The sequence below is a fragment of the Metabacillus hrfriensis genome (assembly GCF_030127205.1).
GTDB lineage: Bacteria > Bacillota > Bacilli > Bacillales > Bacillaceae > Bacillus_P > Bacillus_P dongyingensis.
Window position 1 is genome coordinate 4,857,125 of the sequence record NZ_CP126116.1, and the last position, 25,320, is coordinate 4,882,444.

The 25,320-nt window shown below is 41.7% G+C and carries 25 protein-coding genes and 1 pseudogene; 4 read left to right on the forward strand and 22 right to left on the reverse strand.

Annotated features, from left to right (window positions below):
• Position 1 precedes the first annotated feature (1 nt).
• On the reverse strand, positions 2-1,072 hold the full coding sequence (prfA, locus tag QLQ22_RS24035; protein WP_223438655.1) for a peptide chain release factor 1: 1,071 nt from the start codon (positions 1,070-1,072) through the stop codon (positions 2-4).
• A 228-nt stretch (positions 1,073-1,300) separates the two neighbouring features.
• On the opposite strand from prfA, the gene gloA2 reads away from it, so the two are divergent.
• Together gloA2 and QLQ22_RS24045 are read left to right on the forward strand one after the other, a co-directional pair.
• Positions 1,301-1,714 carry an SMU1112c/YaeR family gloxylase I-like metalloprotein gene (gene gloA2 / locus QLQ22_RS24040; RefSeq protein WP_223438656.1) on the forward strand — a complete coding sequence of 138 codons (414 nt, stop codon included), beginning with the start codon at positions 1,301-1,303 and terminating at the stop codon, positions 1,712-1,714.
• A gap of 127 nt (positions 1,715-1,841) precedes the next feature.
• On the forward strand, positions 1,842-2,360 hold the full coding sequence (locus QLQ22_RS24045; RefSeq protein ID WP_284015738.1) for a MerR family transcriptional regulator: 519 nt from the start codon (positions 1,842-1,844) through the stop codon (positions 2,358-2,360).
• Between the two features lie 33 nt (positions 2,361-2,393).
• Here QLQ22_RS24045 and QLQ22_RS24050 read toward each other — a convergent pair whose 3' ends face one another.
• From QLQ22_RS24050 to QLQ22_RS24090, 9 genes are all read right to left on the reverse strand, one after another.
• Positions 2,394-2,804, reverse strand: coding sequence for a hypothetical protein (locus QLQ22_RS24050; protein WP_284015739.1), 411 nt, complete (start codon positions 2,802-2,804; stop codon positions 2,394-2,396).
• A gap of 84 nt (positions 2,805-2,888) precedes the next feature.
• Positions 2,889-3,509 (reverse strand): thymidine kinase, encoded by a 621-nt coding sequence (locus tag QLQ22_RS24055; RefSeq protein ID WP_223438659.1) that lies wholly within the window; start codon positions 3,507-3,509, stop codon positions 2,889-2,891.
• 229 nt (positions 3,510-3,738) lie between these two features.
• Positions 3,739-3,939, reverse strand: coding sequence for a 50S ribosomal protein L31 (rpmE, locus tag QLQ22_RS24060; protein ID WP_029283312.1), 201 nt, complete (start codon positions 3,937-3,939; stop codon positions 3,739-3,741).
• Between the two features lie 134 nt (positions 3,940-4,073).
• On the reverse strand, positions 4,074-5,357 hold the full coding sequence (gene rho / locus QLQ22_RS24065) for a transcription termination factor Rho (protein WP_223438660.1): 1,284 nt from the start codon (positions 5,355-5,357) through the stop codon (positions 4,074-4,076).
• A gap of 317 nt (positions 5,358-5,674) precedes the next feature.
• Positions 5,675-6,637 (reverse strand): class II fructose-bisphosphatase, encoded by a 963-nt coding sequence (glpX, locus tag QLQ22_RS24070; RefSeq protein WP_223438661.1) that lies wholly within the window; start codon positions 6,635-6,637, stop codon positions 5,675-5,677.
• A 158-nt stretch (positions 6,638-6,795) separates the two neighbouring features.
• Entirely contained in the window at positions 6,796-8,085 is a 1,290-nt protein-coding gene (locus QLQ22_RS24075; protein WP_223438662.1) for a UDP-N-acetylglucosamine 1-carboxyvinyltransferase, read from the reverse strand.
• Positions 8,086-8,441: 356 nt separating this feature from the next.
• Positions 8,442-9,086, reverse strand: coding sequence for a fructose-6-phosphate aldolase (gene fsa / locus QLQ22_RS24080; RefSeq protein WP_284015740.1), 645 nt, complete (start codon positions 9,084-9,086; stop codon positions 8,442-8,444).
• Between the two features lie 121 nt (positions 9,087-9,207).
• Complete coding sequence (locus QLQ22_RS24085; RefSeq protein WP_223438664.1) at positions 9,208-10,065, reverse strand: class II fructose-bisphosphate aldolase; 858 nt, start codon at positions 10,063-10,065, stop codon at positions 9,208-9,210.
• Between the two features lie 189 nt (positions 10,066-10,254).
• Positions 10,255-10,626, reverse strand: coding sequence for a response regulator (locus QLQ22_RS24090; RefSeq protein ID WP_223438665.1), 372 nt, complete (start codon positions 10,624-10,626; stop codon positions 10,255-10,257).
• Between the two features lie 401 nt (positions 10,627-11,027).
• Between QLQ22_RS24090 and QLQ22_RS24095 the strand changes: the two genes are divergently transcribed.
• Both QLQ22_RS24095 and QLQ22_RS24100 read left to right on the forward strand, forming a co-directional pair.
• Positions 11,028-11,561, forward strand: coding sequence for a DUF2529 domain-containing protein (locus QLQ22_RS24095; RefSeq protein WP_284015741.1), 534 nt, complete (start codon positions 11,028-11,030; stop codon positions 11,559-11,561).
• Complete coding sequence (locus QLQ22_RS24100) at positions 11,548-11,679, forward strand: hypothetical protein (RefSeq protein ID WP_284015742.1); 132 nt, start codon at positions 11,548-11,550, stop codon at positions 11,677-11,679. The genes QLQ22_RS24095 and QLQ22_RS24100 overlap by 14 nt, the downstream gene beginning before the upstream one ends.
• A 224-nt stretch (positions 11,680-11,903) precedes the next feature.
• On the opposite strand, the gene QLQ22_RS24105 is transcribed toward QLQ22_RS24100, so the two are convergent.
• From QLQ22_RS24105 to QLQ22_RS24160, 12 genes and pseudogenes are all read right to left on the reverse strand, one after another.
• Positions 11,904-13,508 (reverse strand): CTP synthase, encoded by a 1,605-nt coding sequence (locus QLQ22_RS24105; RefSeq protein ID WP_284015743.1) that lies wholly within the window; start codon positions 13,506-13,508, stop codon positions 11,904-11,906.
• A 467-nt stretch (positions 13,509-13,975) separates the two neighbouring features.
• The gene (rpoE, locus tag QLQ22_RS24110; protein ID WP_284015744.1) at positions 13,976-14,530 is read right to left on the reverse strand and encodes a DNA-directed RNA polymerase subunit delta; all 555 of its coding nucleotides are present in this window, start codon (positions 14,528-14,530) and stop codon (positions 13,976-13,978) included.
• A 283-nt stretch (positions 14,531-14,813) separates the two neighbouring features.
• On the reverse strand, positions 14,814-15,902 hold the full coding sequence (locus QLQ22_RS24115; RefSeq protein ID WP_223438669.1) for a toxic anion resistance protein: 1,089 nt from the start codon (positions 15,900-15,902) through the stop codon (positions 14,814-14,816).
• A 26-nt stretch (positions 15,903-15,928) separates the two neighbouring features.
• Complete coding sequence (locus QLQ22_RS24120) at positions 15,929-17,536, reverse strand: YceG family protein (RefSeq protein ID WP_223438670.1); 1,608 nt, start codon at positions 17,534-17,536, stop codon at positions 15,929-15,931.
• A gap of 91 nt (positions 17,537-17,627) precedes the next feature.
• Positions 17,628-17,813, reverse strand: a pseudogene (locus QLQ22_RS24125) (helix-turn-helix domain-containing protein); the annotation flags it as partial.
• A gap of 128 nt (positions 17,814-17,941) precedes the next feature.
• Positions 17,942-18,757, reverse strand: a complete 816-nt coding sequence (locus QLQ22_RS24130) for an HAD family hydrolase (protein ID WP_284015746.1) — start codon at positions 18,755-18,757, stop codon at positions 17,942-17,944.
• Between the two features lie 12 nt (positions 18,758-18,769).
• Positions 18,770-19,888, reverse strand: coding sequence for a cysteine protease StiP family protein (locus QLQ22_RS24135; protein WP_284015747.1), 1,119 nt, complete (start codon positions 19,886-19,888; stop codon positions 18,770-18,772).
• Positions 19,881-21,248, reverse strand: coding sequence for a phosphoribosyltransferase family protein (locus tag QLQ22_RS24140; RefSeq protein ID WP_284015748.1), 1,368 nt, complete (start codon positions 21,246-21,248; stop codon positions 19,881-19,883). Before QLQ22_RS24140 ends, QLQ22_RS24135 begins: the two co-directional genes overlap by 8 nt.
• Complete coding sequence (locus tag QLQ22_RS24145) at positions 21,187-22,404, reverse strand: HpcH/HpaI aldolase/citrate lyase family protein (RefSeq protein ID WP_223438674.1); 1,218 nt, start codon at positions 22,402-22,404, stop codon at positions 21,187-21,189. Before QLQ22_RS24145 ends, QLQ22_RS24140 begins: the two co-directional genes overlap by 62 nt.
• A 373-nt stretch (positions 22,405-22,777) precedes the next feature.
• Positions 22,778-23,356 (reverse strand): TerD family protein, encoded by a 579-nt coding sequence (locus QLQ22_RS24150; protein ID WP_223438675.1) that lies wholly within the window; start codon positions 23,354-23,356, stop codon positions 22,778-22,780.
• A 43-nt stretch (positions 23,357-23,399) separates the two neighbouring features.
• Complete coding sequence (locus QLQ22_RS24155; protein ID WP_223438676.1) at positions 23,400-24,008, reverse strand: TerD family protein; 609 nt, start codon at positions 24,006-24,008, stop codon at positions 23,400-23,402.
• Positions 24,009-24,227: 219 nt separating this feature from the next.
• A complete protein-coding gene (locus tag QLQ22_RS24160; protein ID WP_284015749.1) occupies positions 24,228-25,241 on the reverse strand; it encodes an ATP-grasp domain-containing protein in 1,014 nt (337 codons plus the stop codon).
• Positions 25,242-25,320 lie beyond the last annotated feature (79 nt).

Here is a 25,320-nt window from a genome sequence, read left to right on the forward strand (position 1 = left end):
CTTACTGGTCTGCCTGATCGAGTCTGCTCGATTGATCTTCAACGATAAGAGCATCGACAAACTCATCAAGTTTCCCTTGCAGAATCTGATCAAGCTTTTGGATCGTCAGGCCAATGCGGTGGTCTGTTACACGGTTTTGCGGGAAGTTATACGTGCGGATCCGTTCTGATCGGTCACCCGTACCGACCGCAAGCTTGCGGGTTTGGTCGTATTCAGCCTGTGCTTCACGCTGAAATTTATCATAAACGCGTGCTCGCAATACTTTCATTGCTTTTTCTTTGTTTTTGATCTGGGATTTTTCATCCTGACATGAAACGACTGTTCCTGTTGGAAGATGCGTTAAGCGAACAGCTGACATTGTCGTGTTTACACTTTGTCCGCCCGGTCCGCTTGATGTGAATGTATCTACACGAATGTCCTTTTCATGGATCTCAATCTCTACTTCTTCTGCTTCCGGCAAGCATGCAACGGTAGCTGTTGAAGTATGGATTCTTCCGCCTGATTCTGTTTCAGGAACGCGCTGTACACGGTGTGCCCCATTCTCATATTTCAGCTTTGAGAATGCGCCTCTTCCGTTGATCATGAAAATGATCTCTTTGTAGCCGCCGACTCCTGTTGAGTTTGCTTCCATCACTTCTGTTTTCCAGCCTTGGGCTTCAGCAAAACGGCTATACATGCGGTAAAGATCGCCTGCAAATAAGGCTGCCTCGTCTCCGCCTGCTGCACCGCGAATCTCCATGATTACGTTTTTGTCATCGTTCGGATCTTTTGGAACAAGAAGGATTTTCAAACGTTCAGAGAGCCCTTTTTCCTGTGCCTGAAGCTCAGAAAGCTCTTCTTTCACCATTTCGCGCATATCTGCATCAAGCTTGTCATCAAGCATGATTTTTGCGTCATCGATCTGCTCTTTCACAGATTTATATTCACGGTATACTTCAACAGTTTCCTGCAGGTCAGATTGTTCTTTTGAATATTCACGAAGCTTCTTAGAATCGCTGATAATATCAGGATCCATCAGCAGCCCATTTAATTTTTCGTAGCGGTCTTCTACGGATTGTAAGCGATCTAACACGTTATTCACCTCAATTTTCGTCCATAACGTTATAATTATAGTATAGGTTAACCCAAGCGTCAAAAGCAAATTGACTAAGAAAAGTGCAAACGCCCGTTTAGTGCAGGCAGACAAATAAGGATTCGGCAGAAAAGACGCTTATTGGCTTTACTGACGGATTCATTACGCTTGCCGTCGAATCGAAAAATCTAATACATTCTTAAAACTACAGAAAGCAAGGGAAGAAAAATGAAAATAAGAAAAGTGCATCATGTTGCCGTTATATGTACCGATTATGCCTTGTCAAAGGACTTTTATGTGAATAAGCTTGGATTTGAAGTAATCCATGAATTTTACCGTGCCGAAAGGGATTCGTATAAATTGGATCTGGCTGTTGGAGATCACACTCAAATTGAGCTGTTCTCTTTTCCATCACCCCCGGAACGTCCTTCACGCCCAGAAGCAGCAGGCCTTAGACATCTGGCTTTTTCTATTGAAAATATTCATGAGACAGTGAGTCATTTGAGTAAACTGGGAATCGAAACAGAGCCGATACGGGTTGATCCCTTCACAAACAGACACTTCACCTTTTTCCAGGATCCAGATGGATTGCCGCTGGAATTATATGAGGATCCCGTCGAAACAGCGAGTCACAAATCGTAAAATCTTCACTTTCTTTGACGAATCCATTCTTCTTTTGTCTGCATAGAAGGGATGCATCTTCCCCTTATCGAACATGTTGATTATCGTGTTTCGTATGTTTCGGATCGATTAAGATAGGGGGAAAAAGATGAATACAAGCCAGGTCGCGAAGTTATTGGGTGTGTCGCCGAAAACCGTACAGCGCTGGGTAAAGCAGCTGAATTTGCAGATGGAACGGAATGAGCTCGGCCATTATTTGTTTACAGATGAAGATATTAATACCTTAAGGGATATTAAAGATCAATTAAATCAGGGGATCCTTTTTCATGAAGTAAAGGTTGCGGAAAAGAAATCTCCTAGAAAAGGAATTATGAAAACAGAAGCAGCTGAATCCGATCCTGATTTCGATGAACTATTGCAAAAGATTGCTGAGCTTGATCAAAAAGTAAACAGCAAAGCAGACAGTGTTGTCTCATACCAGCTTTTGCAGCACCGCAGGGAAATTGAGGAATTAAACGAGCGAATCGCTGAACTGGAAGCTAAGATTGAAAGCTTCGAAAAACAAAAAGATAAGCAGCCTGCCCAGCATCCTCTTGTTTTCGATCATATCAAAGCACCTAAAAAACAAAAGCGCAGAAATCTGATCAGCTCCATCTTCAGTTTCTAGCATGAAAAAACTCGTTTACTCAGAAACGAGTTTTTATTTTGTTTCAAGATTCACTTTAATATCGTAACGCGGAATGATATTCTGCATTTTTGTTTGAAGTTCTGCCTGCTTCTTTTGTTTTTCATCCTCTGTGAGTTCTGAATCAGATGCTACATCCACCCAAATTGTGTTTCCATTCATCGTGACGTTGTCGATTTTAAGAGACTTGTCATTCCGGATGGCTTCTTGAAGTTTATCCATTTCATCTTCGTTTTGCTCGCGGTTTTTTGACAGATTTAAAAAGTTGGGGTTCTGTTCCGTTGTTCCGCGTTCATTTGATACCCCTTCCCCTGTTTGTTTCAGCTCACTGCCTTTATGCGACTCAGGCTGAATTTCGGACTTCCCGCTTGGATTTGAACACGCTCCCAGTAAAAGCAATATAATGACCATCCAAACAACTTTCATTATGAACACCTCCATTTTTAAGGTGCCCAAATTCCTCATAAAAAAAGCTGCCTGATAAAAATTATCGGCAGCTTTGGTGTTTTATTATAAGTTCTGAGTTTCCTGTTCACTTCGAAATGCTTTTACAGGTTTTTCAGGTACTTCATGATGATGGCGGCATCTTGGCTCGTACGATTCAGATGCACCGACAAGAATGATTGGATCGTTGTACGATGCCGGTTTGCCATTAATCAGTCTTTGGGTTCGGCTTGCAGGAGATCCGCAAACAGAGCAGACAGCCTGAAGCTTTGTTACGAGCTCAGCGACAGCCATTAGTGCTGGAACTGTGCTGAATGGCTCTCCTCTGAAATCTTGATCAAGTCCTGCAGCAATCACACGGTATCCTTGATTGGCAAGCGTTGTGACAACATCCACAATTCCTTCATCAAAAAATTGAACCTCATCAACAGCGATAACGTCTGTTTCGGGTGTAATATATTTAAATAGATCACTTGAAGAGGCAACGGCATGACTGATCATCGCAGTCCCATTATGTGAAACAACCTCTTCGTCACTGTAGCGATTATCGATGGCGGGCTTAAACACCTTAACTTGCTGTTTGGCAAATTGCGCCCGGCGGACTCTTCTGATCAGCTCTTCAGATTTCCCCGAGAACATGCTTCCGCAGATGACCTCAAGCCACCCGCTTTGTTTCATAACATACATGAAAACGGCCTCTCCCTTCATGATTAAACCTGTTTCTATGGTTGAGCGCCCTTTATGACGTCACATTTCTATCGTAAAATAAACCGCAGCGGTTTATAAGTCTCGTATGAATCCATATGTAAAAGTGCTTATTCCACTCTTATTATGGCTGTTTTTCCCAAGAATTCGCGGGAAATGGCGTAAAAAAACAGGCAAGACAGAAATCTTGCCTGTTTCCTTTAATCTATGATTATTTAAGACCGTATTTTTTGTTGAAGCGATCAACACGACCGTCAGCAGAAGCGAATTTTTGACGTCCTGTGTAGAATGGATGGCACTCAGAGCAAACCTCGATGCGCACCTCGTCTTTTACAGAACCAGTTTCAAATTCATTTCCACAAGCACATTTAACCATAACTTTTTTGTAGTTAGGATGTATAGCTGCTTTCATTCCGTTTCATCTCCTTCCGCCCTGAATCGTTTGTCGAAACAGAGTTATCAATTCCAGAAGATTGACTTCCGGAAAAGCACATAAAAAAATTATAACAAGCTTCCAATTTATTTGCAACTAGTTCGGAATAAAATTTACAATCGTTTTCCCGAGACACCTGCCGCTTTCCATTCAGCATCCAAAATGCTGAAGAATTCTTCATTGGATTTTGAATTACGCAATTTTTTAAGGAATTTTTCAGCAAAGTCAGGTGAATCTGACATTGATTTGCGGATCGCCCAAAGTTTTTCAAGATGCTCTCTAGGAATAAGCAATTCTTCTTTACGCGTTCCAGAACGGCGGATATCGATTGCCGGGAAGATGCGTTTTTCAGCAAGAGAACGATCAAGGTGAAGTTCCATGTTGCCCGTTCCTTTAAACTCCTCATAAATCACATCATCCATACGTGAACCTGTATCTACTAGAGCTGTTGCAAGAATTGTCAGGCTGCCGCCTTCTTCAATGTTTCTTGCCGCTCCAAAAAACCGCTTCGGACGGTGAAACGCAGCCGGATCGATGCCGCCTGACAGCGTACGTCCGCTTGGCGGAATAACAAGGTTATAAGCACGCGCAAGGCGAGTGATGCTGTCCATAAGGATGATGACGTCTTTCTTATGCTCGACAAGGCGCATTGCACGTTCAAGTACGAGCTCTGCAACTTTGATATGGTTCTCAGGAACTTCATCAAATGTTGAGCTCACGACATCGCCCGCTACAGAACGTTCAATATCCGTTACTTCCTCGGGACGCTCATCGATAAGAAGAACGATCAATTCAGCTTCAGGATGATTCGTTGTCACACTGTTAGCGATTTCTTTTAATAGCATCGTTTTACCCGCTTTAGGAGGAGCAACGATTAGTCCGCGCTGTCCAAATCCAACAGGAGCAATCACGTCCATGATGCGTGTCGAAAGGTCATTTGGTTTTGTTTCAAGAATAATTTGTCTGTTCGGGTACAGCGGTGTCAAAGCCGGAAAATGAACACGCTCTTTTGCAGATTCAGGGTCGTCCCCATTTACTGCCTCTACGTGAAGCAATCCGTAATAGCGTTCATTTTCCTTCGGCGGACGCACTTTACCGGAAACCTTGTCTCCGTTTCTTAAATCAAAACGGCGGATTTGCGAAGCTGAAATATAGATATCTTCAGAACTCGGGGAATAATTGATAGGTCTTAAGAACCCAAATCCCTCTGATTGAATAATTTCAAGAACGCCTTCCATGAACAATAAGTCCTCTTGTTCAGCGTTTGCTTTTAAAATGGCAAAGATCAATTCTTTTTTTGTCAGTTTACTGTAATATGAAATTTTATAATGACGCGCAAGTTCATATAACTCTTTTAATTTCATATGTTCGAGATTGGAAATTGAAACCTCGCTCATGTCAACACCACACTTTTTAAATTATAAAAAACATTGGTTCTTCCATCTATATTCGTAAAAAATTAGAAAATGGATCAGATATAGAGAAGAAATAGAAGATAGGCTTGAAGTAGGAAAAGCAGTGTGAAAGATAATCTTTCATTTACGCAGCACTCTTTAGTTTTACCTTATTTGCTGAATTTAATCAATATATTTCACACATTGAAATGATTTTGAAATAAACCCAGAAAAGCTGAAACGGCTTGCACAGACCTTAGATTATTCTACAAAAAAGAAGCGAGCAGCCGAAGCCGCTCTGCTTTTTTCATTATTGTGGTTTATTTCATTACTAGATTTGGTTTTTTGCTTAAGCTGTGTGTGCCGTCAATAAAACGAACAGTTCCTGATTTTGCACGCATAACAAGTGATTGAGTTGTTCCGATAGAAGCTTTGAACTGAACCCCTTTAAGGAGTTCCCCGTCAGTAACGCCTGTTGCAGCAAAAATGGCATCTTCGCCTTTTACCAGGTCTTCCATGAGGAGAACCTTGTTAACGTCTAGACCCATCTTTTCGCATCTTTCGCGTTCTTCATCATTTTGCGGGAGCAGTTTGCCTTGGATTTCTCCCCCAAGGCACTTTAGCGCCACTGCTGCCAATACGCCCTCAGGCGCACCGCCTGATCCAAACAGGATATCTACACCCGTATGATCAAATGCTGTATTGATCGCACCAGCAACGTCGCCATCATTGATCAGCTTAATGCGGGCGCCAGCCTCTCGAAGCTCTTTAATGATATGCTCGTGTCTTTCACGGTTTAAGATCGTTGCAACGACATCCTCAATGTTTTTATTCTTTGCTTTTGCAACAGCCTTTAAGTTATCGATGATTGGAGCATTAATATCAATGCAGCCTACTGCTTCAGGTCCAACCGCAATTTTATCCATGTACATATCCGGTGCATTCAGAAGATTTCCGTGATCTGCAATTGCAATGACTGCAAGTGCATTCCAGCCTCCTGATGCAACGATATTTGTGCCCTCAAGCGGATCAACAGCAACGTCTACACGCGGTCCATAGCCTGTCCCAAGCTTTTCGCCGATGTAGAGCATTGGCGCTTCGTCCATCTCGCCTTCTCCGATTACAACTGTGCCTTTCATCGGAATGGTATCAAATACGTCTCTCATTGCGGATGTTGCTGCATCATCAGCTTCATCTTTTTTGCCTCTTCCCATCCAGCGTGCAGAAGCAAGTGCTGCTGCCTCCGTTACGCGGACCAGTTCCATCGATAAACTTCTCTCCATTGTTGGTTCCTCCCATGTATCCCATGCTGTGATTTTTATTTATCTAAACTCTTTTCATAATTATTGTTGCTTATATTTGAAAAAGAGCACGATATATACCTCTATACGTGAGAAAATTAAATACGGAAAGCAACTACCTCTGCAAAATCAGCCTTTATTTATGAGCTTTGCAGCTGCTCAATTTCCTGTTCTGTCAGCTTTTCACGCCAAATTGTTGCCCCGAGGCTTGTCAGCTTTTCTTCAAGCTGGCTGTAGCCGCGGTCAATGTGCTCGAGACCCGTGACCTCTGTCACTCCTTCTGCAATCAAACCGGCTGCTACCAATGCAGCCCCTGCGCGAAGATCGCTCGCCTTTACTTTGGCGCCTTGAAGCTTTGTTGGCCCTGACACAATCGCTGATCTGCCTTCCACCTTAATCTTTGCTCCCATCCGGCGCAATTCATCAATATGCTTAAAGCGCGCAGAATAGATCGTATCCGTCACAACACTTGTCCCAGAAGACTTCGTTAACAAGGATGTAAATGGCTGCTGCAGATCTGTCGGAAAACCTGGATAAACAAGCGTTTTAATATCTACTGCTTTTAGTTCCTTCTGGCCGCCGACAATCCAGATCTGATCATTATTTGTTTCAACGTGGATGCCCATCTCTCTGAATTTGGCAATGAGAGATTCAAGGTGAAGCGGAATTACATTATCAATCAGCACTTCCTGACCCATTGCTGCCCCGATAATCATATACGTTCCAGCTTCAATTCTGTCCGGAATAATGGAGTGTCTGCAGCCATGAAGACTTTCAACACCATCAATGCGGATGACATCTGTACCTGCGCCTTTTATTCTTGCGCCCATGCTGGATAAAAGCGTAGCAACATCAATAATCTCCGGCTCTTTTGCTGCATTCTCAATAATCGTCTGTCCTTTTGCAAGCACAGCAGCAAGCATAATATTAATGGTTGCACCAACACTTACAACGTCCAAATAGATTCGTGCACCTTTTAATTCCTCAGCGCGCAAATAGATGGCACCTTGTTCATTTGTTACCTGTGCCCCTAAAGCTTCGAAACCTTTAATATGCTGATCAATTGGTCGAGGCCCAAGGTGGCATCCTCCAGGCAAACCGATAACTGCCTTTTTAAAACGTCCAAGCATCGCACCCATTAAATAATAGGAAGCGCGCAGCTTTTTGACCTTCCCGCTTGGAAGAGGCATGGAGATCATCTCTGCCGGATTCACATACATTTCGTTATCCTTAAATTCAGCTGTCCCTCCAATTTCTTCGAGAAGCCCTTTTAAAATATGTACATCCGAAATATCGGGTAAACCTTCAATCGTCACGGGTGATTGCGCAAGGATGGTAGCGGGTATTAATGCAACCGCACTGTTTTTGGCACCGCTTATATTAACCGTTCCTTTTAAAGGATATCCGCCTGCTATTTTTAACTTTTCCATGATAGTCTCCTTTCTCAGAGAAGTTGGCTTATTGCTCAAGCTAAAAGCCATCGTGTTATGAGATTAAAATGGTGGTTCTTAAGTCTAAAAACCCTAACCTGCACGATTAAAAATGAAAGAGACTCTGGAAAAGATCTCTTTTCAACAAATATTTTCCATTAATGCGGCAAAGAATACAAGTTCAAGATTTTTTTTCTTTTATTCATTATGACATATGAAATTTTTTTAGATACCATTTAATTTAATGAAGAGGTCATTTGGCAGGGGGAATTTATAAGCGAATAGAAGATTCTTAATTTAAGAGACAAATGGCAAGCACTATGCTTGCCATTCATTAAGTCTATAGTCATTGCAATCTATTGTATACGATTATTCCAGTCTGCTAAAAACTTTTCGATTCCCTGATCTGTTAAAGGATGCTTGCAAAGCTGATTAATGACGTTGAATGGAATAGTGGCAATATGTGCACCGTGAAGAGCTGCTTCTGTCACGTGCATTGGATGTCTGATGGATGCTGCAATGATTTGAGATTCGATTCCGTGAATATCAAACATTTGCGAGATTGTAGAAATCAGCTCCATGCCATTTTGTCCAATGTCATCCAATCGGCCCACAAATGGTGATACATATGTAGCACCGGCTCTTGCAGCAAGCAATGCCTGATTTGCATTGAAAATCAGTGTAACATTCGTTTTAATGCCAAGGTCTGTTAAAGCTTTGACAGCCTTCAAGCCGTCTGGCGTCATTGGAACTTTCACTGTGATGTTCGGTGCAATTTCAGCAAGCTCCTTGCCCTCGTCAATCATTTCCTCTGCCTTTAAGGAAATAACTTCTGCACTGACTGAACCTGAGACGATTGCTGTGATTTCTCTTAGGCGATCATGAAAGGATACATTTTCTTTTGCTACTAAACTCGGATTCGTTGTAACACCTGATAAAATTCCAAGAGACTGTGCTTCTTTTATTTCTTCGACATTTGCCGTATCAATGAAAAATAACATTCTGCCATCCTCCTAAGATATCAGAAAAATTGATCTTGTTTACGCTTACTTATTATTGAAAGAGAAACCGCCTTATCGTTTCTGAAGTGTATCAAAGGCGGTTTTATCTTTTTTTGAAAAATTAAGCTCTGCCAGCAGAACCGAATTCTTTCATTTTGCCTGCAACTGTAGCTTTAATTGCATCGCGTGCAGGTCCTAAGTATTTACGTGGATCGTATTCGTTAGGCTTAGCTGCTAATGTTTCGCGAACTGCTTTTGCAGAAGCGATTTGGTTTTCAGTGTTAACGTTGATTTTAGCTGTACCGAAAGAGATCGCTTTTTTGATATCGTGTGTTGGGATACCAGTTCCGCCATGAAGAACTAAAGGCATACCTGTAAGGTTACCAATTTCTTCCATCTCTTTGAAACCTAAGTTAGGCTCGCCTTTGTAAGGGCCGTGTACTGATCCAAGTGCTGGAGCAAGGCAGTCGATGCCTGTGCGTTTTACCATTTCGTCGCACTCTTTAGGATCAGCGTAAATAACGCCTTCAGCAATTACGTCATCCTCTTGTCCGCCGACAGTTCCAAGCTCAGCTTCAACAGAAACGCCTTTTGAATGAGCATAGTCCACAACTTTAGCTGTTGTTTCGATGTTTTCTTCAAATGGGTGGTGAGAAGCATCAATCATAACTGAAGTGAATCCAGCATCGATTGCTTCTTTACATTTTTCAAAGCTTGAACCATGGTCAAGGTGAATCGCAACTGGAACAGTCACTTTCAAGTCTTCCATAAGTCCTTCTACCATTTTAACAACTGTTTTGAAGCCGCTCATGTAACGTGCAGCGCCCTCAGATACACCAAGGATTACAGGTGATTTTTCTTCTTCAGCAGCTTGAAGAATTGCTTGAGTGAACTCAAGGTTGTTCAGGTTAAATTGACCTACAGCGTAACCTTCGCTTTTTGCTTTATTCAACATTTCTGTCATTGATACTAAAGGCATGTCGAAATATCCTCCCTATGCAGCTAATTTGCTAAACCGAAAAGCTTACGTAACATCTAGCATGACCAGAACGATTGCAATGTATGTAATCTGATGAAATGATATACGGGCTTTTCTCATTAACTAGCATACCAACTTATGAGAGAAACGGCAACTTTTCGACATAAATCTGAATTTTCTGTAAAATATTTAATTTGATCTGATTGGAATGTACTTTCTCACAGCATCACGAATCTCATCTATATCAAATGGTTTTGCGAAATGCGTAAGCGCTCCAAGGTCTTTCGCTTCCTGAATCATATCGAGCTCGCCATATGCAGTCATAATGATAACGCGGATGTCAGGCTCAACCACCCTCATGCGTTTTAGGATTTCAATTCCATCCATTCCAGGAATTTTCATATCTAAAAGCACTAAATCCGGTTTATGCTTGTCAACAATTTCCAAAGCCTGAAAGCCATTTGCCGCCTGGAATGTCTGATATCCTGCTTTTTGAAAAACCTCATTCAGCAAAATTCGGATTCCATACTGATCGTCCACAATTAATATTTTTTCATTCATGTCCCTGCACCTCTTCATATTAGGATTATTCAGCAAAAACTGCCGACCATTTCTATTTAAGCTCTTTTCTGAATCCTTGTTGCTTTCAAATGATATTTAAGGTGCTCACCGCACTTTTAAGACTCTAATGCTTAACTGGCAAAGAGCACGAAAACCATTTTATATACGTAGTTTTACTGCGAAACAACAATCTATGCGAAAACAGCTATGTTTACTTAAACCTGCGGAGAGCTTTCTCCCTAGTATAAGACAGTCCGCTGAAACATACGATATTTATTCGGTTCTGCGTATTCTTATTCCTGCTTAAATAAGAAGAACTTTATCGACAAATTCTGAAATGCCCTGTTAGGAGTTCTAATTATTATTCGTTATAATAATGGATGTAAAGGAGTGTTTTTTCTATGATGAAAATTTTCATGACACAATTGAATGGCCACTTCAGCCGGATCCATGAGCAGGAAGAGTCTGCAATAGAGGACGGCGCAAGACTGCTTGCACAGGCTGCAGTCGGAAGCGGCACTATATATATACATGGGTTTGATGAACTTGGCGGCATTACTGGTGAAGCGGTGTTAAGCGCTGAGCCCCTGCCTGGTGCAAAATCTTTGTTTCTTGAGGACGGCTCAATGAATAAGCTAACAGATGCAGACCGCGTGCTGCTGTTTACCCATCGGTCGAATGACCTGAAGGCGATAGAGCTTGCTCTGAAGCTGCAAGAAATCGGCGCCGGCACAGTCGGCGTATCATGCTTGATGAAGGATGAAGATGCAGGTCTTGATGAGCTTGTGGATGTTCATATTGATTCAAAGCTGAAAAAGGGTCTGATTCCGGATGAGGATGGCAGCCGCTATGGCTATCCTGCTTTAATGACATCGCTATTTGCCTATTATGCACTGAGTTTTACACTAAAAGAGATACTTAGTGAGTATGAATAGACATGCGGTGCCGAAAGGAGGCTTTGCCCTCGCAGAAAAACGAAATCTGCTGCATCTTCCAAACATGCAGAAACAGTTTTCAGCGAAAATCGCCCTTTTATTAGCGGAAAAGGTATAAATTATAGCCAGTTTTCTGTTTTTATTAGCCGATTTTGAGTTTTATTTAGCCGGCCATTTTTTCGAACTATCCGCTACATTTAATAATTGTGCACTTTTTCTAATTTCTGAGAATTGGCCTTGACTAGCCAAAATTTATCTTGGGACAACACGGGAACATCAAAATCCTCTGTTAGCTAAGACAAAAAACCCCTGACAGCTCAGCTGTCAGGGGTTTTCTCATATTTATTTTTCAGAAGCCATCAATGATGCATTCACGAATTCACGGAATAATGGCTGCGGTCTTGTTGGTCTTGATGTAAATTCCGGGTGGAACTGGGATGCCACAAACCAAGGATGATCTTTTAATTCGATGATTTCAACCAGTCTGCCGTCAGGGCTTGTACCTGAGAAGATGAATCCTGCGTCTTCCATTGCTTGACGGTATTCATTGTTGAACTCATAGCGATGACGGTGACGCTCATAGATTACTTCATCCTGATATGCCTCAAATGCACGTGATGCTGGATCAAGCTTAGCCGGGTAAAGTCCAAGACGAAGTGTGCCGCCAAGGTCCTCGATATCTTTTTGCTCTGGAAGCAAGTCAATAACCGGGTATGGTGTTGCAAGATCAAGCTCTGATGAATGTGCACCCTGCAGTCCAAGAACATTGCGTGCATATTCAATTGAAGCTACTTGCATGCCAAGACAGATTCCAAAGAATGGCACTTTGTTCTCACGAGCATATTGAGTTGCAAGGATTTTCCCTTCTACGCCGCGATCTCCGAATCCGCCTGGAACAAGGATTCCATCCACGTCTGAAAGCAGCTCTTCTGTGTTCAATGCTGTTACTTCTTCAGCATTGATCCATTTGATGCTGATGTCTGCATCAAATGCATAGCCTGCATGACGCAACGCTTCAACAACGGAAATGTAAGCATCTTGAAGCTCTACGTATTTACCGACGATTGCAATGCGAACTGTTTTAGACAGGTTCGTTACTTTTTGAACTAGCTCGATCCACTCAGACATTTCAGGTTCGCGTGAATCAAGTTTTAAGTGATCGCAAGTGATTTGGTCAAGATGCTGTTCTTGAAGTGCCAATGGGATGGAGTAAAGAGTATCTGCATCACGGCATTCAATAACTGCGTTTGTATCAATATCACAGAATAAGGCAATTTTGTCCTTCATGTCCTGTGAAATTGGCATTTCTGTACGAAGAACGATTACGTTTGGCTGAATGCCCAAGCTTCTTAGTTCTTTTACACTGTGCTGTGTCGGCTTTGTTTTCATTTCGCCAGCAGCTTTGATGTAAGGAACAAGTGTACAGTGGATGTACATGACATTGTCACGGCCAATGTCGCTCTTCATTTGACGGATAGCTTCAAGGAATGGAAGTGACTCGATATCCCCTACCGTTCCTCCGATTTCAGTAATAACAACATCCGCATTTGTTTCTTTTCCTGCACGGAATACACGGTCTTTGATCTCATTTGTAATATGAGGAATAACCTGCACTGTTCCGCCAAGGTAATCGCCGCGGCGTTCTTTCTTTAATACAGACGAGTAAATTTTACCAGTTGTTACGTTGCTGTATTTATTTAAATTTATATCAATGAAACGCTCATAGTGTCCTAAGTCCAAGTCTGTTTCAGCACCATCGTCCGTTACGAAGACCTCTCCATGCTGATAAGGACTCATCGTTCCTGGATCCACGTTGATGTATGGATCAAACTTTTGGATTGTCACCTTTAATCCGCGGTTCTTTAGCAAACGTCCAAGAGATGCAGCTGTAATCCCTTTTCCTAATGAGGATACAACTCCTCCTGTAACAAAAATATACTTTGTCATGTGTTCTTCTCCCTTCAAGTGATGTATAAGATTAATGTGCACAAAAGAAAACATTCCCAATCTAATGGGAACGATTTTACTTTATAAGTTTTGTTTGGGGGCTATAAAGAAAAGCGGAAGCGCCTTGTTCAGCTCCGACAGGCAGATAAGGATCCGGCAGATAAGGCGCTTTTTGCCTTTACTGACGGGGCTGTTCTGACCGAGGAGCTAGGCGCTGGAGCTAGACATGAATGCTCAAACTTGCTCTCGCCTGTAAATAAATAAAGCGGAAGTAACTTGCCCGGCAGTAAAAATGCCAGCTTTCGGCTGCCTATATATGGCCAGCAGGAATTGATCCGCGCTTTGTAAAAATAAGAAAGCTCCCTTTCCGCTTTACGAAAGGGAGCATGGTATATAAAATCCATAGGTATTGCTTTTAAAGAGCCCAAATAAGATTCTACCTAGTTGGTTCCTGAAAGTCAAGATGATTATAAATCTTCTTCCTCTTCTTCTTCAAGATCCTCGTCCAGGTCTTCTTCCAACTCTTCTTCTTCAAGATCGAACTCTTCGTCTTCAATGACTTCATCGATTTCTTCTGCATCGTCATCCAGATCGTCGTCGTCATCAAGGTCATCGTCAGTATCGTCTTCGTACTCTTCGATGTCATCATATTCTAATTCTTCTTCATCCACTTCATCGAAATCATCAATTTCAAGGTCTTCAGCAACCGCTTTTTTCGCTTTTTTCTTCTTAGGCTTAGCGACTGGCACAACCTCTTCTTCGATTTGTTCATATGGGTACCAGCTGCGCAGTCCCCAAGTATTTTCCCCAACACAAATATAACGTCCGTCGATATTCAAATCCGTGTAGAATTGTGAAATTTTATCTTCAACCTGGCTTTGAGTCAAGCCGATTATTTGGCTGATCTCTTTTACTAAATCTTTAAAAAGATATGGCTGTTTTTTTTCTGTCATCAGGTCGTATGCAACTTCAACCATTGACAATTCTTTAAGCTGTTCCTTGGAATATTGTGAAATATTCAAAGTGAGGCACTCCCTTTCTCGTCGTTCATCTATTGGAGGTAAAAAAAACGCAAGCGGCTTTGTCAGCTGGACAGCCTGTTTTTTCTCACCCTATAAGAAATCCGGAAGTGAGATTGATAGCACCGTCCGAATCCTATGTATTCAAGTCATACCATTCATTATAAACAAATTCTAACACTTTATGCTACCTTAATCTTCTTCCTTGTAATAAATCAGAATAATTTTCATCATTTCTATTAAAATTTAGATCTTCATAGAAAAACTCGGAAGAATTCCCGAGTTTTCAGCGGCTGTTTTTGATTTGTTTAAAGTTGTTCTGAAGCTCCTGAAGGCGGACGCGGCCTTGTTCGCGCAGCTGTTTGTTCTCATCTTCAATTGCCTTTGTTTCCTGCATGCCTTTTAGGATAATGCTCCAGGTTTCTTCGATTGTTTCCATTTTAATGCTTGGACTTCCTGAAAGTCTTGCAATATCAACACTTTGCTTTGATATATTTTGAGCGTTTCGGACAAGCATTTCATTTGTGCGTTTTTCAAGCTCGTTCATAGAATCGGCCACAAGCTTCTGTCTTTTTGCAGCAATAGCATTGATAAGACCTGTTTTAAAGATTGGAATGGTTGTGACGAAAGCAGAGTTGATTTTTCCTATCAGCTTTGTATTTCCTCTTTGCAGAAGCCGAATTTGCGGCGCTGACTGATAGGCAACTTGTTTGGCAAGCTCCAGGTCATAAACTCTTTGTTCAAGTACTTCTACCGCATTTCGCATTGTATCAAGCTCCATTTGTGCAAGCTGATCTCCTGATGCTGCTTTTGTTTCTAAAGCCGGAAGCTGCTGCTTCAGTTCAGCTGCTTTCATATCCCCGGCCACGATATATTTTTCAAGCTCCATGTAATACTGGAAGTTTTGTTCATACAGCTGTTCTAGTGTATTGGTTGAACGCTTCATTTCATCTTCATATTTGACGATTTCCATGTACACTTTATCAATTTCCCCGCCCATCGTCTGGTACTTGGACATGATTTTCTCTACCATTTTCTGACCGCGGTTAAAGATTTTCTTCATAAACCCTTTATTTTCCGCAAAATCCTTTGGATCAAAGCGGTCCATGATTTTGCCAAGATGTTTGAGGAGAGCGCTTGACTCTTCCATACTGCTTGACTGCATCGTATTTAATATTTTTCCTGAAAAAGCGGAAATTTCATCCGCCGGCGCTTTTCCATATTCAAGCATGCCGACTTGATTGCGGTAGTCAATCATTTGCGCAAGCTTTTGAACTTCCGGTTCTTTTTGCAGCTGCACTTTCATATTGTTCGGCCCTTGCTGCAGAACCTCTTCCATTTGATCCACTTTACCCAGTCCTGGTACTTGAGACATGTTGGTATCCTCCCTCGATAATAAAATCAGAACATTTTTCGGATGAATTTTTTCAGCCGCGAAGGCTCCTGAAACGCTTCACCAAAGCTCATTTCATCCAGCCAATGACTGTCAAAATATCGTTCATCTACAAAGTTTTCTATGTCATTATGACCCGGCGGATTGTAAATCACGATATCCAGTCCGAATTCATTCATTAAAAGCAGAATGGCTGCATCAGCACGTGTCATGATGCCGTTATTCTCATTATTGTAAAGCACAACCCGCGGCACATATTGAGAGTAATCGAAATTCTGCAGCAGCTTAATCATGCTGTTTGGAATATTCATAGCTTGATTAAACAAATATAATTGCAGATCATATAAGCTTTCCTGATCTTGTTTTTTCAATTTAGGATGTGCGCAATATCTCGAGATTGCTTCAGCAATTCCCTTTTGCAGGCCGGTTGGAAGGTTGCTGTATCTCCACCAATGACTGTTCATCATTTTTTCAGCCTGGAGCTCCTGCTTTTCACTCAGGGCATTTTGATAATGAAAGTGAGGGTTTCCTTTCGCTTCCCAAGTAAAAGGAAATTGTTTAATAACCTCTGCATATTCATAATCGGCCAAGTCCTGAATCTTGCTCCAGTAAGCCCGCCGGTTTTTTGTCATCCCAAAAATTTTTGAAAAGATGGCCGGTATATTCACTGTCTGGTTCCGGACTTCAAAATTCGGCCTTAAAAATGCTCTTTCTTTTATAAGAATGAAAAGTTCGTCGTATGTTGTTTTCAGCGTAATGGCATTAGGAGAATAATTTCTGAATTGCCACGGCTTATAAAGCATGGAATCATCTGAATGAAGTACCTGGTCTATTTCTTTCGATGCTTTATAAGCAATAGTAGAAGTTCGCTCAGGCCTTATTTTTGGAAACGCTGTCAGTTGATGAGTCCCCGGATAGCGAATGATCTTGCATATCGCTTCATCCGGATCTGCATCGGCCATTATATCTGTTCCCTCCGGATGGGCAATGATGACGTCACAGCCGAAAAGAATAAGGAACGTAAGAAAGTATTGCTCGCTTGCCGTCGCATTTCCATACCAGAAAAATGCTGGTATTCTGTCTTCTTGCTTTGCAGTTTTCTCAAGTTCTTTATATAAATGATTCCATGTCCATTTAACAAGATCCACAATGACTCTTCTGAAATCTCCTGTTTCATCCTTGCGCTCCTCGAAAAAAGGAGTCAGCACTTTGATGACACAAGCTCTCAAATGGCGGTTCAATTCAGGATTTTTAAGCATTGGAAGCAGCTGGTCACGGTCCATAAAAGCGACAAACCGGTTCACTGACAGTTTTTCTTTTCCATGCAGTATTAATAAGTTCTGAATCGCCTGGAATTTTTCCTGCGGAATCGTTTTGTCGAGATTTTCACTGATAAAGTGAAGGTCAAGTTCTTCGTTATGAACAAGATCATAGAGCATTTGAAAATACTCATCTTCCACTAAAGGTGTTCCAAGCATCCGAATGGCTATTTGAGGGATTTTCATTTCAGAGGGAGTATTCACAAATCCCGAGCGCTCGGATAACGGCTGAAAAAGAAGCGCTTGCCAATCTGTTTCAAGATTAGCCGCTGCTACAGGCTGATATGTTCGAATCATCTCTCTTCCCTCCCCCAAAAGTCACATCCAGCTATCTATTTTATATTCTTACGTTTCATTCGAGCAGAAATGTAACGTTCCAGAAAAGAGTCTATCTGCCTGTTCTCTTTTCGCCAAAAACGTGCTGCATTCCTTCACTCGTTACAACCCATGTTTTCCCGAATTTTCGAATGGTGCCTTTAGGGAATTGATCAATCCGTTTACGCAGGGCAGAATTGTCTATCCCCCATTCCCGGCAGGCCTGAGTGGAACTCATAATATTCTTATCCAATAAATTTGTATGGTTCTTTTCTAATGTAACCAATACGTTCACTCCAATAATATCTAAAGAAAATCAATCTTGCAGCCATTTGACATCGGAACACCTTGTTATTATTGTACCAGCACGAGGTAAATATTTCTATTTTACAACTCAGCTGGTTCCGGGCTTACTTTCGCCAATATGTTTTCCAAAATTTCTTCAGAGGCAAAAATCCCATTTTTGTTCGTTCTTTTAATCGTTTCTACTAAACGTGTATTTGATTCGCCCAATTCTCCGTGCAGCGGTGAAAAGGCATGATCTGCTCCTTCAAGCATGCATAGATCAAGCAGTGAATCCCCCGCAGTAATAACAGTTTTTGCACCAATTGCTTCTTTGACATAAGCAACGGCATCCCATTTGTTGATCGGCTTTGGTACAAAGTAAAGCTTTCTCCCTTGCAGAGAGTGCTTCCAGCCATGTCGATCCAGCCACAGGATAAATTCCTGCAGACGCACTTCAGGAATGAGAGCGCGATCGATAATATTATATAGAAAGAGATTTTCAGCATTTTTTTGTTTTAACACCCAATCATCTGCTGCAATCTCCTGAAACTTGAGGGAAACCTCTTCTAAACTTGTGCATTCATTTTTCATCAGGTTTTCTAAATGCTCTTTCCATTCCGAGTCGAGCTTCCCGTTCTTGAATACATGTCCACCGTTACTGGTGACCGCATAGCCTGGGATAATTTCTTCCTGGAAAACAGTGATGCGCTCGTATTGTGAGGGGGTTCTTGTAGTTACGGGCACAAATGTCATTTGCTCCGCAATTTCCTTCAGCATGGAAATGGCTTTTTTCGTCATAAATGAAATTTCCTGACCTTCGAGCGTTTCGATCAGGCGAATATCAGATTCGCTCACCGGCTCCCGGAAGGACCTTCTTGAATAAATGAGTGTTTGATCCAGATCACTTGCAAAAATCACAGATTGTTCCTCCTAGTTTAGGGGCTTAATAATGCCGCAGCATGAATATGACATGTTCTTGTATTCGATGACCGGTACGTTTCTTTCTTTTGCAAGCAGGAAAATGTGTTCAAGATCCTTATTGTTTAAATCTTTCACAAGAATTTTCCATGGTATTCGGCGCAAAAGCACACGTGTTGTTTCTCCGACCCCAGGTTTAACATGGTGAATATTTTCAATGCTGAAATCATCCTGAATTTGTTTAATGTCCTGGATGCCTTTCCAAGTCGGTTCTTTATCCTCTGCCTCAAGCTTTAACACTTGCTCGGCGATTTCTTTCGAAACATGTGAAAACTCAGAGACGACAACGTCAATAAAGTGATTCGAAACATCCTCAGGAAGCAGTTCAGAATAATATTTAGCCCCGTGAAAATCATCAGATCCAATGAACTGGTCATTTAATACGGTCCTGCTGACCAATCCTGAAACGGTAGAATTCAAGCAGGCACTTGGAATTAAGAAATCTTCTCTAGTTCCGTAAATCTCCGTGCAATAACCAGGATCTGCCAAGACAGCAAGTGAATCATCGATATTCATTTCGTATTTTCTGTTGAAGCCGGCGACAGCCTCTGTCAGTTCTCTCGTAATAGCGCCTTTACCAGTCCAGCCGTCCACAAACTGTACATGATCATTCGGATGATTCTGAGCAATATATCTTATCGCATTTTCATCAATCCCGCGGCCCCTGACGATGGAAACACTATAATGAGGAACGTTAAGATTATAGGTTTGCAGCAGATATCTCTTCATCAAAATGCCGATCGGTGTACCTGCTCTTGCAAGTGATACAAGAACGATGCTGCACCCCTTCACTTTAAGGATTCGCTCTGCAACTGTTCCTACTGCAATCGCCAGTTTCTGTTTGTACATATCTAAAGAATGATGAAAAAGCTGTAAATATTCATCTGTCGGCTTGTATTCAATCGGTAGCATTTCTGAGTAATGGGTTCCGCTTTGAACTGCCTGCTCTCTTTCTAAGGTTGATTTTTCAAGGCTGACCTGACTCAGATCCTTTAATAAGAAAATAACGTCCTGCTCCGAGTAGCTTCCCATTGCTGCCGGTTTTGGCAATTGCTGCTCCACCTTATTCATCTGCTGCACTTCCTTTTTTGTTTGTACTGAAAAAAACGAGATTGATGATTGGAAAAACTCTTTTCAGCTGGTTCATCATTGATTTCATATGATCACTTAAAACAGCCCGTTCAAAAAAGACAAAGACTTCATCGTATTGACCCTGTTCTGCATTATAAAAGAAATTAGCCGTTTCTCCGTCTTCCGGGCTTGTAAAAGGATAACCGCTTTTCACCGCGTAATCTTCCCTGTCAACCGGATGAATCGGACTTCTGGTAGTTGATTGATAGAAGATCCCTTCTCCCATAAAGGATGCCGTTTTCATAGGCACATACATAAATTCCCCTGTACCAAGGCATAGCGTTTTCTTTCCTTTACGGAATTCAAGAAGCCTGGCTGCTGCGCTTTGACAAAAATCATCGACACTAAGCTGCGCCTGATCTGAAAGACCGAATCTGCCTGTGTGTATTATATAGGGTGCAGAAAGAAGTTCAGAGGAATATGAAGTCGTATCATTACCAGATATATAGATTTCATTTATCTCAGATTCAGACACCTGTTCTGATCGTTTTTCAGCCTGGTTCTCTGCAACCGGGTTCCCGGTTGTTGAAATAAGACCTGTTATTAAAGAAACAGTATGAATCGTAACACCAAGTCTTTCTTCTGTTTCTTTGAATCTTTTTTGGTCCTCTTCTGAGCGCCAATCCAGAATAGACACGACTGTATATTCACGGCGAGGATACTTCGATTGGATAGATTCAATGATATTCAGAGCCGTTTTCCCTGTTGTTACTTCATCATCCACTAAAACGATCGGACTGTCATTTTCAAATAGACTCTTGTCCACATAACAGCGGTGAGAGGTCGCATGAGAGTGCTCTTCTTCAAAATTAATTATGGAATCCATTCCAGATACCAATTCCCTTGTCGTATGAAAAAAAGAAGCATTTTCAAAGTTTTCAAAAACTGCATGTCCAAGGGCAGTTGCTGTTTCAGCAAATCCTATAAATAGAGCCTGATCATTTAAAGTGCAGCGGTACTCACTCTTTTGAATCGCTTCTCCGTTTAATCCAGCAAGGATTTGGTCTCTTTCAGGATGGGTTTTTCCGTGTACAACCTCCATATATCTTGCTGCAAGAGCTTGTCCAGTTAAAAGAGCAAGCGCAGGATCAACAGGAATATGTTTGCCGAGGACTTTGCTCACAAATAAGAAGCCTCTTTTTTTATTAATCCGTGCTGCCATTGAAAACAGGTTTTCCAAAGGAAGAAGATACGGATTGCTTGTCAATTCAATTTCCACAGAAAGCTTTCCTAATAAATCAAATGTATAATTGTTCGTTTGTTGTTTCGCTGATAAGGTCAATAAATGATTGCTGCTCATGGAACACCCCGTATATTTTTGATTTCAAGATGATTTTCCGCGCCCAATTGTAATGGGGTTTAATTTCGTTCATTTTATTTGAAAACTCACTTCTGATGACGCCGTTATAAGATTGCGCCTGATCAAGGATTGATGATGCATCCAAATATTCTTCCTTTGTCACAGCATTCAGCGCGTTTACTATTTTAATATGCAGCGGATGAATAATGGTCTTGCCTACAAGGCCATTCGTATTATCAAGGACGATTTCATGGATTAATCCATCGTCATAACGGTCGATCAGGTTTGCTCTGAACTCAAGACCCTCGGTGCCGTATGCCTGCTGAAAAGGAGTCTGTCTGATTTGAGGCTTTAAAATCCGCTGGCCTCCGCCAAAATATTCCCAAACGGGTCCTGAAATGACATATTCTTTTTCACATCTTCCAAACACATTAATGATGTCTGTAATGCAGTCACGAATGACGGAAATATCATAAATGGTTGTATCTCGGCTTCTTCTGATGCCGAATAATCCTGATAAATCCGTTCCGCCAAGGCGAACATTCAGAACGAGTTCATAGTAATCATCAAGAATCTCTTTGATGCCGAGCAATTCTGCTATACGCGACTCTTTATAAATAATTTCCTTCGTCTCTAAAATAGGCATCCCATACAGTGTGACAGAATAAAGAGCGGCGACCTCCTGCAGGGCAGCATAATAGCCTCTTCCATTTTCAGAAGTGAATTTCGGGAAGACAAACCCGCTTAAAAGCTGGATATGATGCTTAAGCTTTGAGGCAAGGCGTTTCATTTGGTCTTCACTTCTGATCCGCACAAAAATAAGCGGCAGATTCCTCTGATCAAACTGGCCTTTTAAGATGCTGTTTGAGATTACTTCGATTTGCCTGACTGTATTCTCTTCCGCTGATTCTACTTCCGTATCACCGATTGAATCCTCAAGACAAATAACCATTGAAGTTAATCCTTCATGCTTTCCATTAAGAAATTTACCAGATAGTACATCGCTTGAAATTGCTGTCCGATTACCAGGCATGTAGAGAGTCGCACCTAACGTATAGGCCAATGTTTCCCGTTCTGTTTCTTTTGAAAAATGGATTGGTTCGTATAAAAAGATTTCATTTCGCTTTTCTTTTGATAAATATTGAAAATGCTTCAAGCTTGTTCCTCCATTCAGACCCTCTGCGTGATGTACTAGGTGGTAAATTGCTTATGCGAAAAGCGGAACCGCCCTGGGCAGACTCGGGCAGGCAGATAAGGATCCGGCAGATAAGGCGCTTTTTGCCTTTACTGACGGATCCGTTCTGACCGAGGGGCTGGGCGGTGCAGCTGGACAATAGAAAAGCGGAACCGCCCTGGGCAGACTCGGGCAGGCAAATAAGGATCCGGCAGATAAGGCGCTTTTTGCCTTTGCTGACGGAACCGTTCTGACCGAGGAGCCTTTGAGCGGTGCCTTCAAACTTTTTCTTTTTAAAAAGGCGCGTTGTTTATAAAAACAACGCACCTCTCATCATTATTTTTCAGTCCGGTTTTTAAACGTCTAAACCGTAGTCTTTTACAAGTGATCCTAAGCCGCCCTGGTAGCCGCTTCCGATCGCGTTGAATTTCCATTCAGCGCCGTGACGGTATAACTCGCCAACTACAACCGCTGTTTCGATAGAGAAATCTTCTCCTAAATCGTAGCGGATTAATTCTTGATTGCTCTCTTCGTTTAAAATGCGTACATATGCATTTGAAACTTGTCCGAAGTTTTGGCTGCGTGATTCAGCATCATGGATCGTGATTGTGAACGCAATTTTGTCGATTGTTGATGGTACTTGAGAAAGGTTTACTTTGATTACTTCATCATCGCCTGAACCTTCTCCAGTACGGTTGTCCCCAGTATGCTCAACAGAACCGTTTCCGCCTACAAGATTGTTGTAGAAAATGAAATCTGCTTCGCTTGCAGCTTTGCCGTTTGCATCTAATAGGAAAATAGATGTGTCCAAGTCAAAATCATTTCCGCCGTCATACTTGTTTGTGTCCCAGCCAAGACCTACTAATACTTTTGTTAAACCAGGATTTGATTTTGTTAAATCGATTTTTTGACCTTTAGATAAACTGATTGCCATTTCGATTCGACTCCTTTTATGTATAAGTTTTTATTTTTAATAATTATGAGTGACGATTTGCAATTTCAGTGATTGATGCATCTTTAGTGCCTGATCCGACTGCTGCGAATTTCCACTCGCCGCCGTGACGGTAAATTTCTCCCGGAATAAGAGATGTTAAGCCGGAATAGTCATCAGACAGGTTGTAATGTACAAGCTCTGTTTTAGTTGCTGAATCCACTACACGGATAAACGCATTTTGAATCATTCCGAAATGCTGCTTCCTTTGCACAGCCTGATAAATGTTTACAACAAACACAATCTTATGCACGTTCGACGGCACTTTGCTGAGGTCGATTAAAACCTGCTCGTCGTCTCCATCGCCATCACCTGTTAAGTTGTCGCCTGTATGTTTGACAGAACCGCATTTGCTTGTAAGGTTGCCGAAATAAATCACACTTTTCTTGTCAAGCAGACGGTCGTTTTCATCCAGCATCATTACAGATGCGTCACAATCCACATTGCTTCCGCCTCCGCCGCCGAATAAGCCGCCAAGCAGTCCGCCGCTTTTTTGCTGTACAGGGTCCCAGCCAAGGCCTACCATTAAATTCTTCAGGCCCGCATTGCCTTTTGTCAGATCAATCTTCTGACCCTTTTGTAATGTAATTGCCATTTCTTCACTCTCCCTCTTGGGTAATGTGGAAACTTGCAAGTCTGAAACCAAGACCAAAGTCACTCTTATAGAACAAATGGATCATTTGGTCTATCATCACGGTAACGTGACCACAAGTTTAATACTACCAATAAATTAACAAAATTTAAACTAAAAACCTTTTTAGCAGGTGTTAATCTTTCATACGATTTAATTTTAAAAAAGTTTCATATTAAATGCTTACAAAATGATTTCTTTTTCGAGGAATGTCGCTTTAATATCAAGCTTCATTTCTTGCTTATCCACTTTTTCCCCAAGAAGCAATTTGACAGCAAGATACGGGAAATTCACCCCGGATAAACAGCTGAAATAGAGTCCGCCTGACATTCTCGGATTAATTTCCAGTAATTTTGGCAAGCCGTGATTGAATTTCACTTGAATGTTAAAAATATAATCCAGCTTAAATTCCTTTGTGAAATCCTCGGCAAGTCTGATAAGCTCTTTGTTATTCTCTAAAATCCTGATTCTGCCCCCGCCTTTTTTCCGCGGAACCGCAGCAAGCAATTCCCCGTTAAAAGCCAGGCAGTCAATGCTGTATTCTTCGCCCTCTAAAAACTCCATCACCATCAGCTCAGGAAATTCCGGGACAGCTTTCAGGCCATCGTACACTCTTTGAAATGGAATGCGGTAGCTCGGCGCCATCACTTCTTTTAAAGGGTCGAGCCCATCATCAATAATCCGAAAACCATAGCCGCCTTCTCCTACAACCGGCTTATAGCAAACGCCAAGACCTTCGTTTTTCAGTTTTTCATAGGTTTCTTTAAATTCTTCAGCTGTGCTTGCCGTATAAAAAGAGGGGATTTCAAAGATGCCTTTTTCTTTGCATACATCATAAAATTCATCTTTATTTTCGATTGTTTCTAATAGATTTGCGTCTCTATTTACTAATACCTTTGTGCCGATTGCTTCAAACTCTTTTATAGCTTTGGCAATAGGCAGCATTTTATATCTTGGAACAAACAGTTCAATCCCATGTTTTTCACAAAAATTCAGACAATACCTGACGTACTCCCCGTCTGTTTCAAACTTTGGCTCTACTTCAGAATAATCGCAGTTGGCAAGCATAACGTGGTCAGGATCCGGGTGCGTACCGTACACTTCGAACTTTATGCCGTCTTCATTGGCCCGGATCATGTCGATGTAATGATAGGCAACTGAGAACCAGCGGTTAAACCATATTTTATATGTACTCATTTTTATGAAAACCCCTCTCTTCAGCGTGTGCCGAAGTTTTCTATGTTCTTTCATTTTATACTAAATATGGAATGAACTA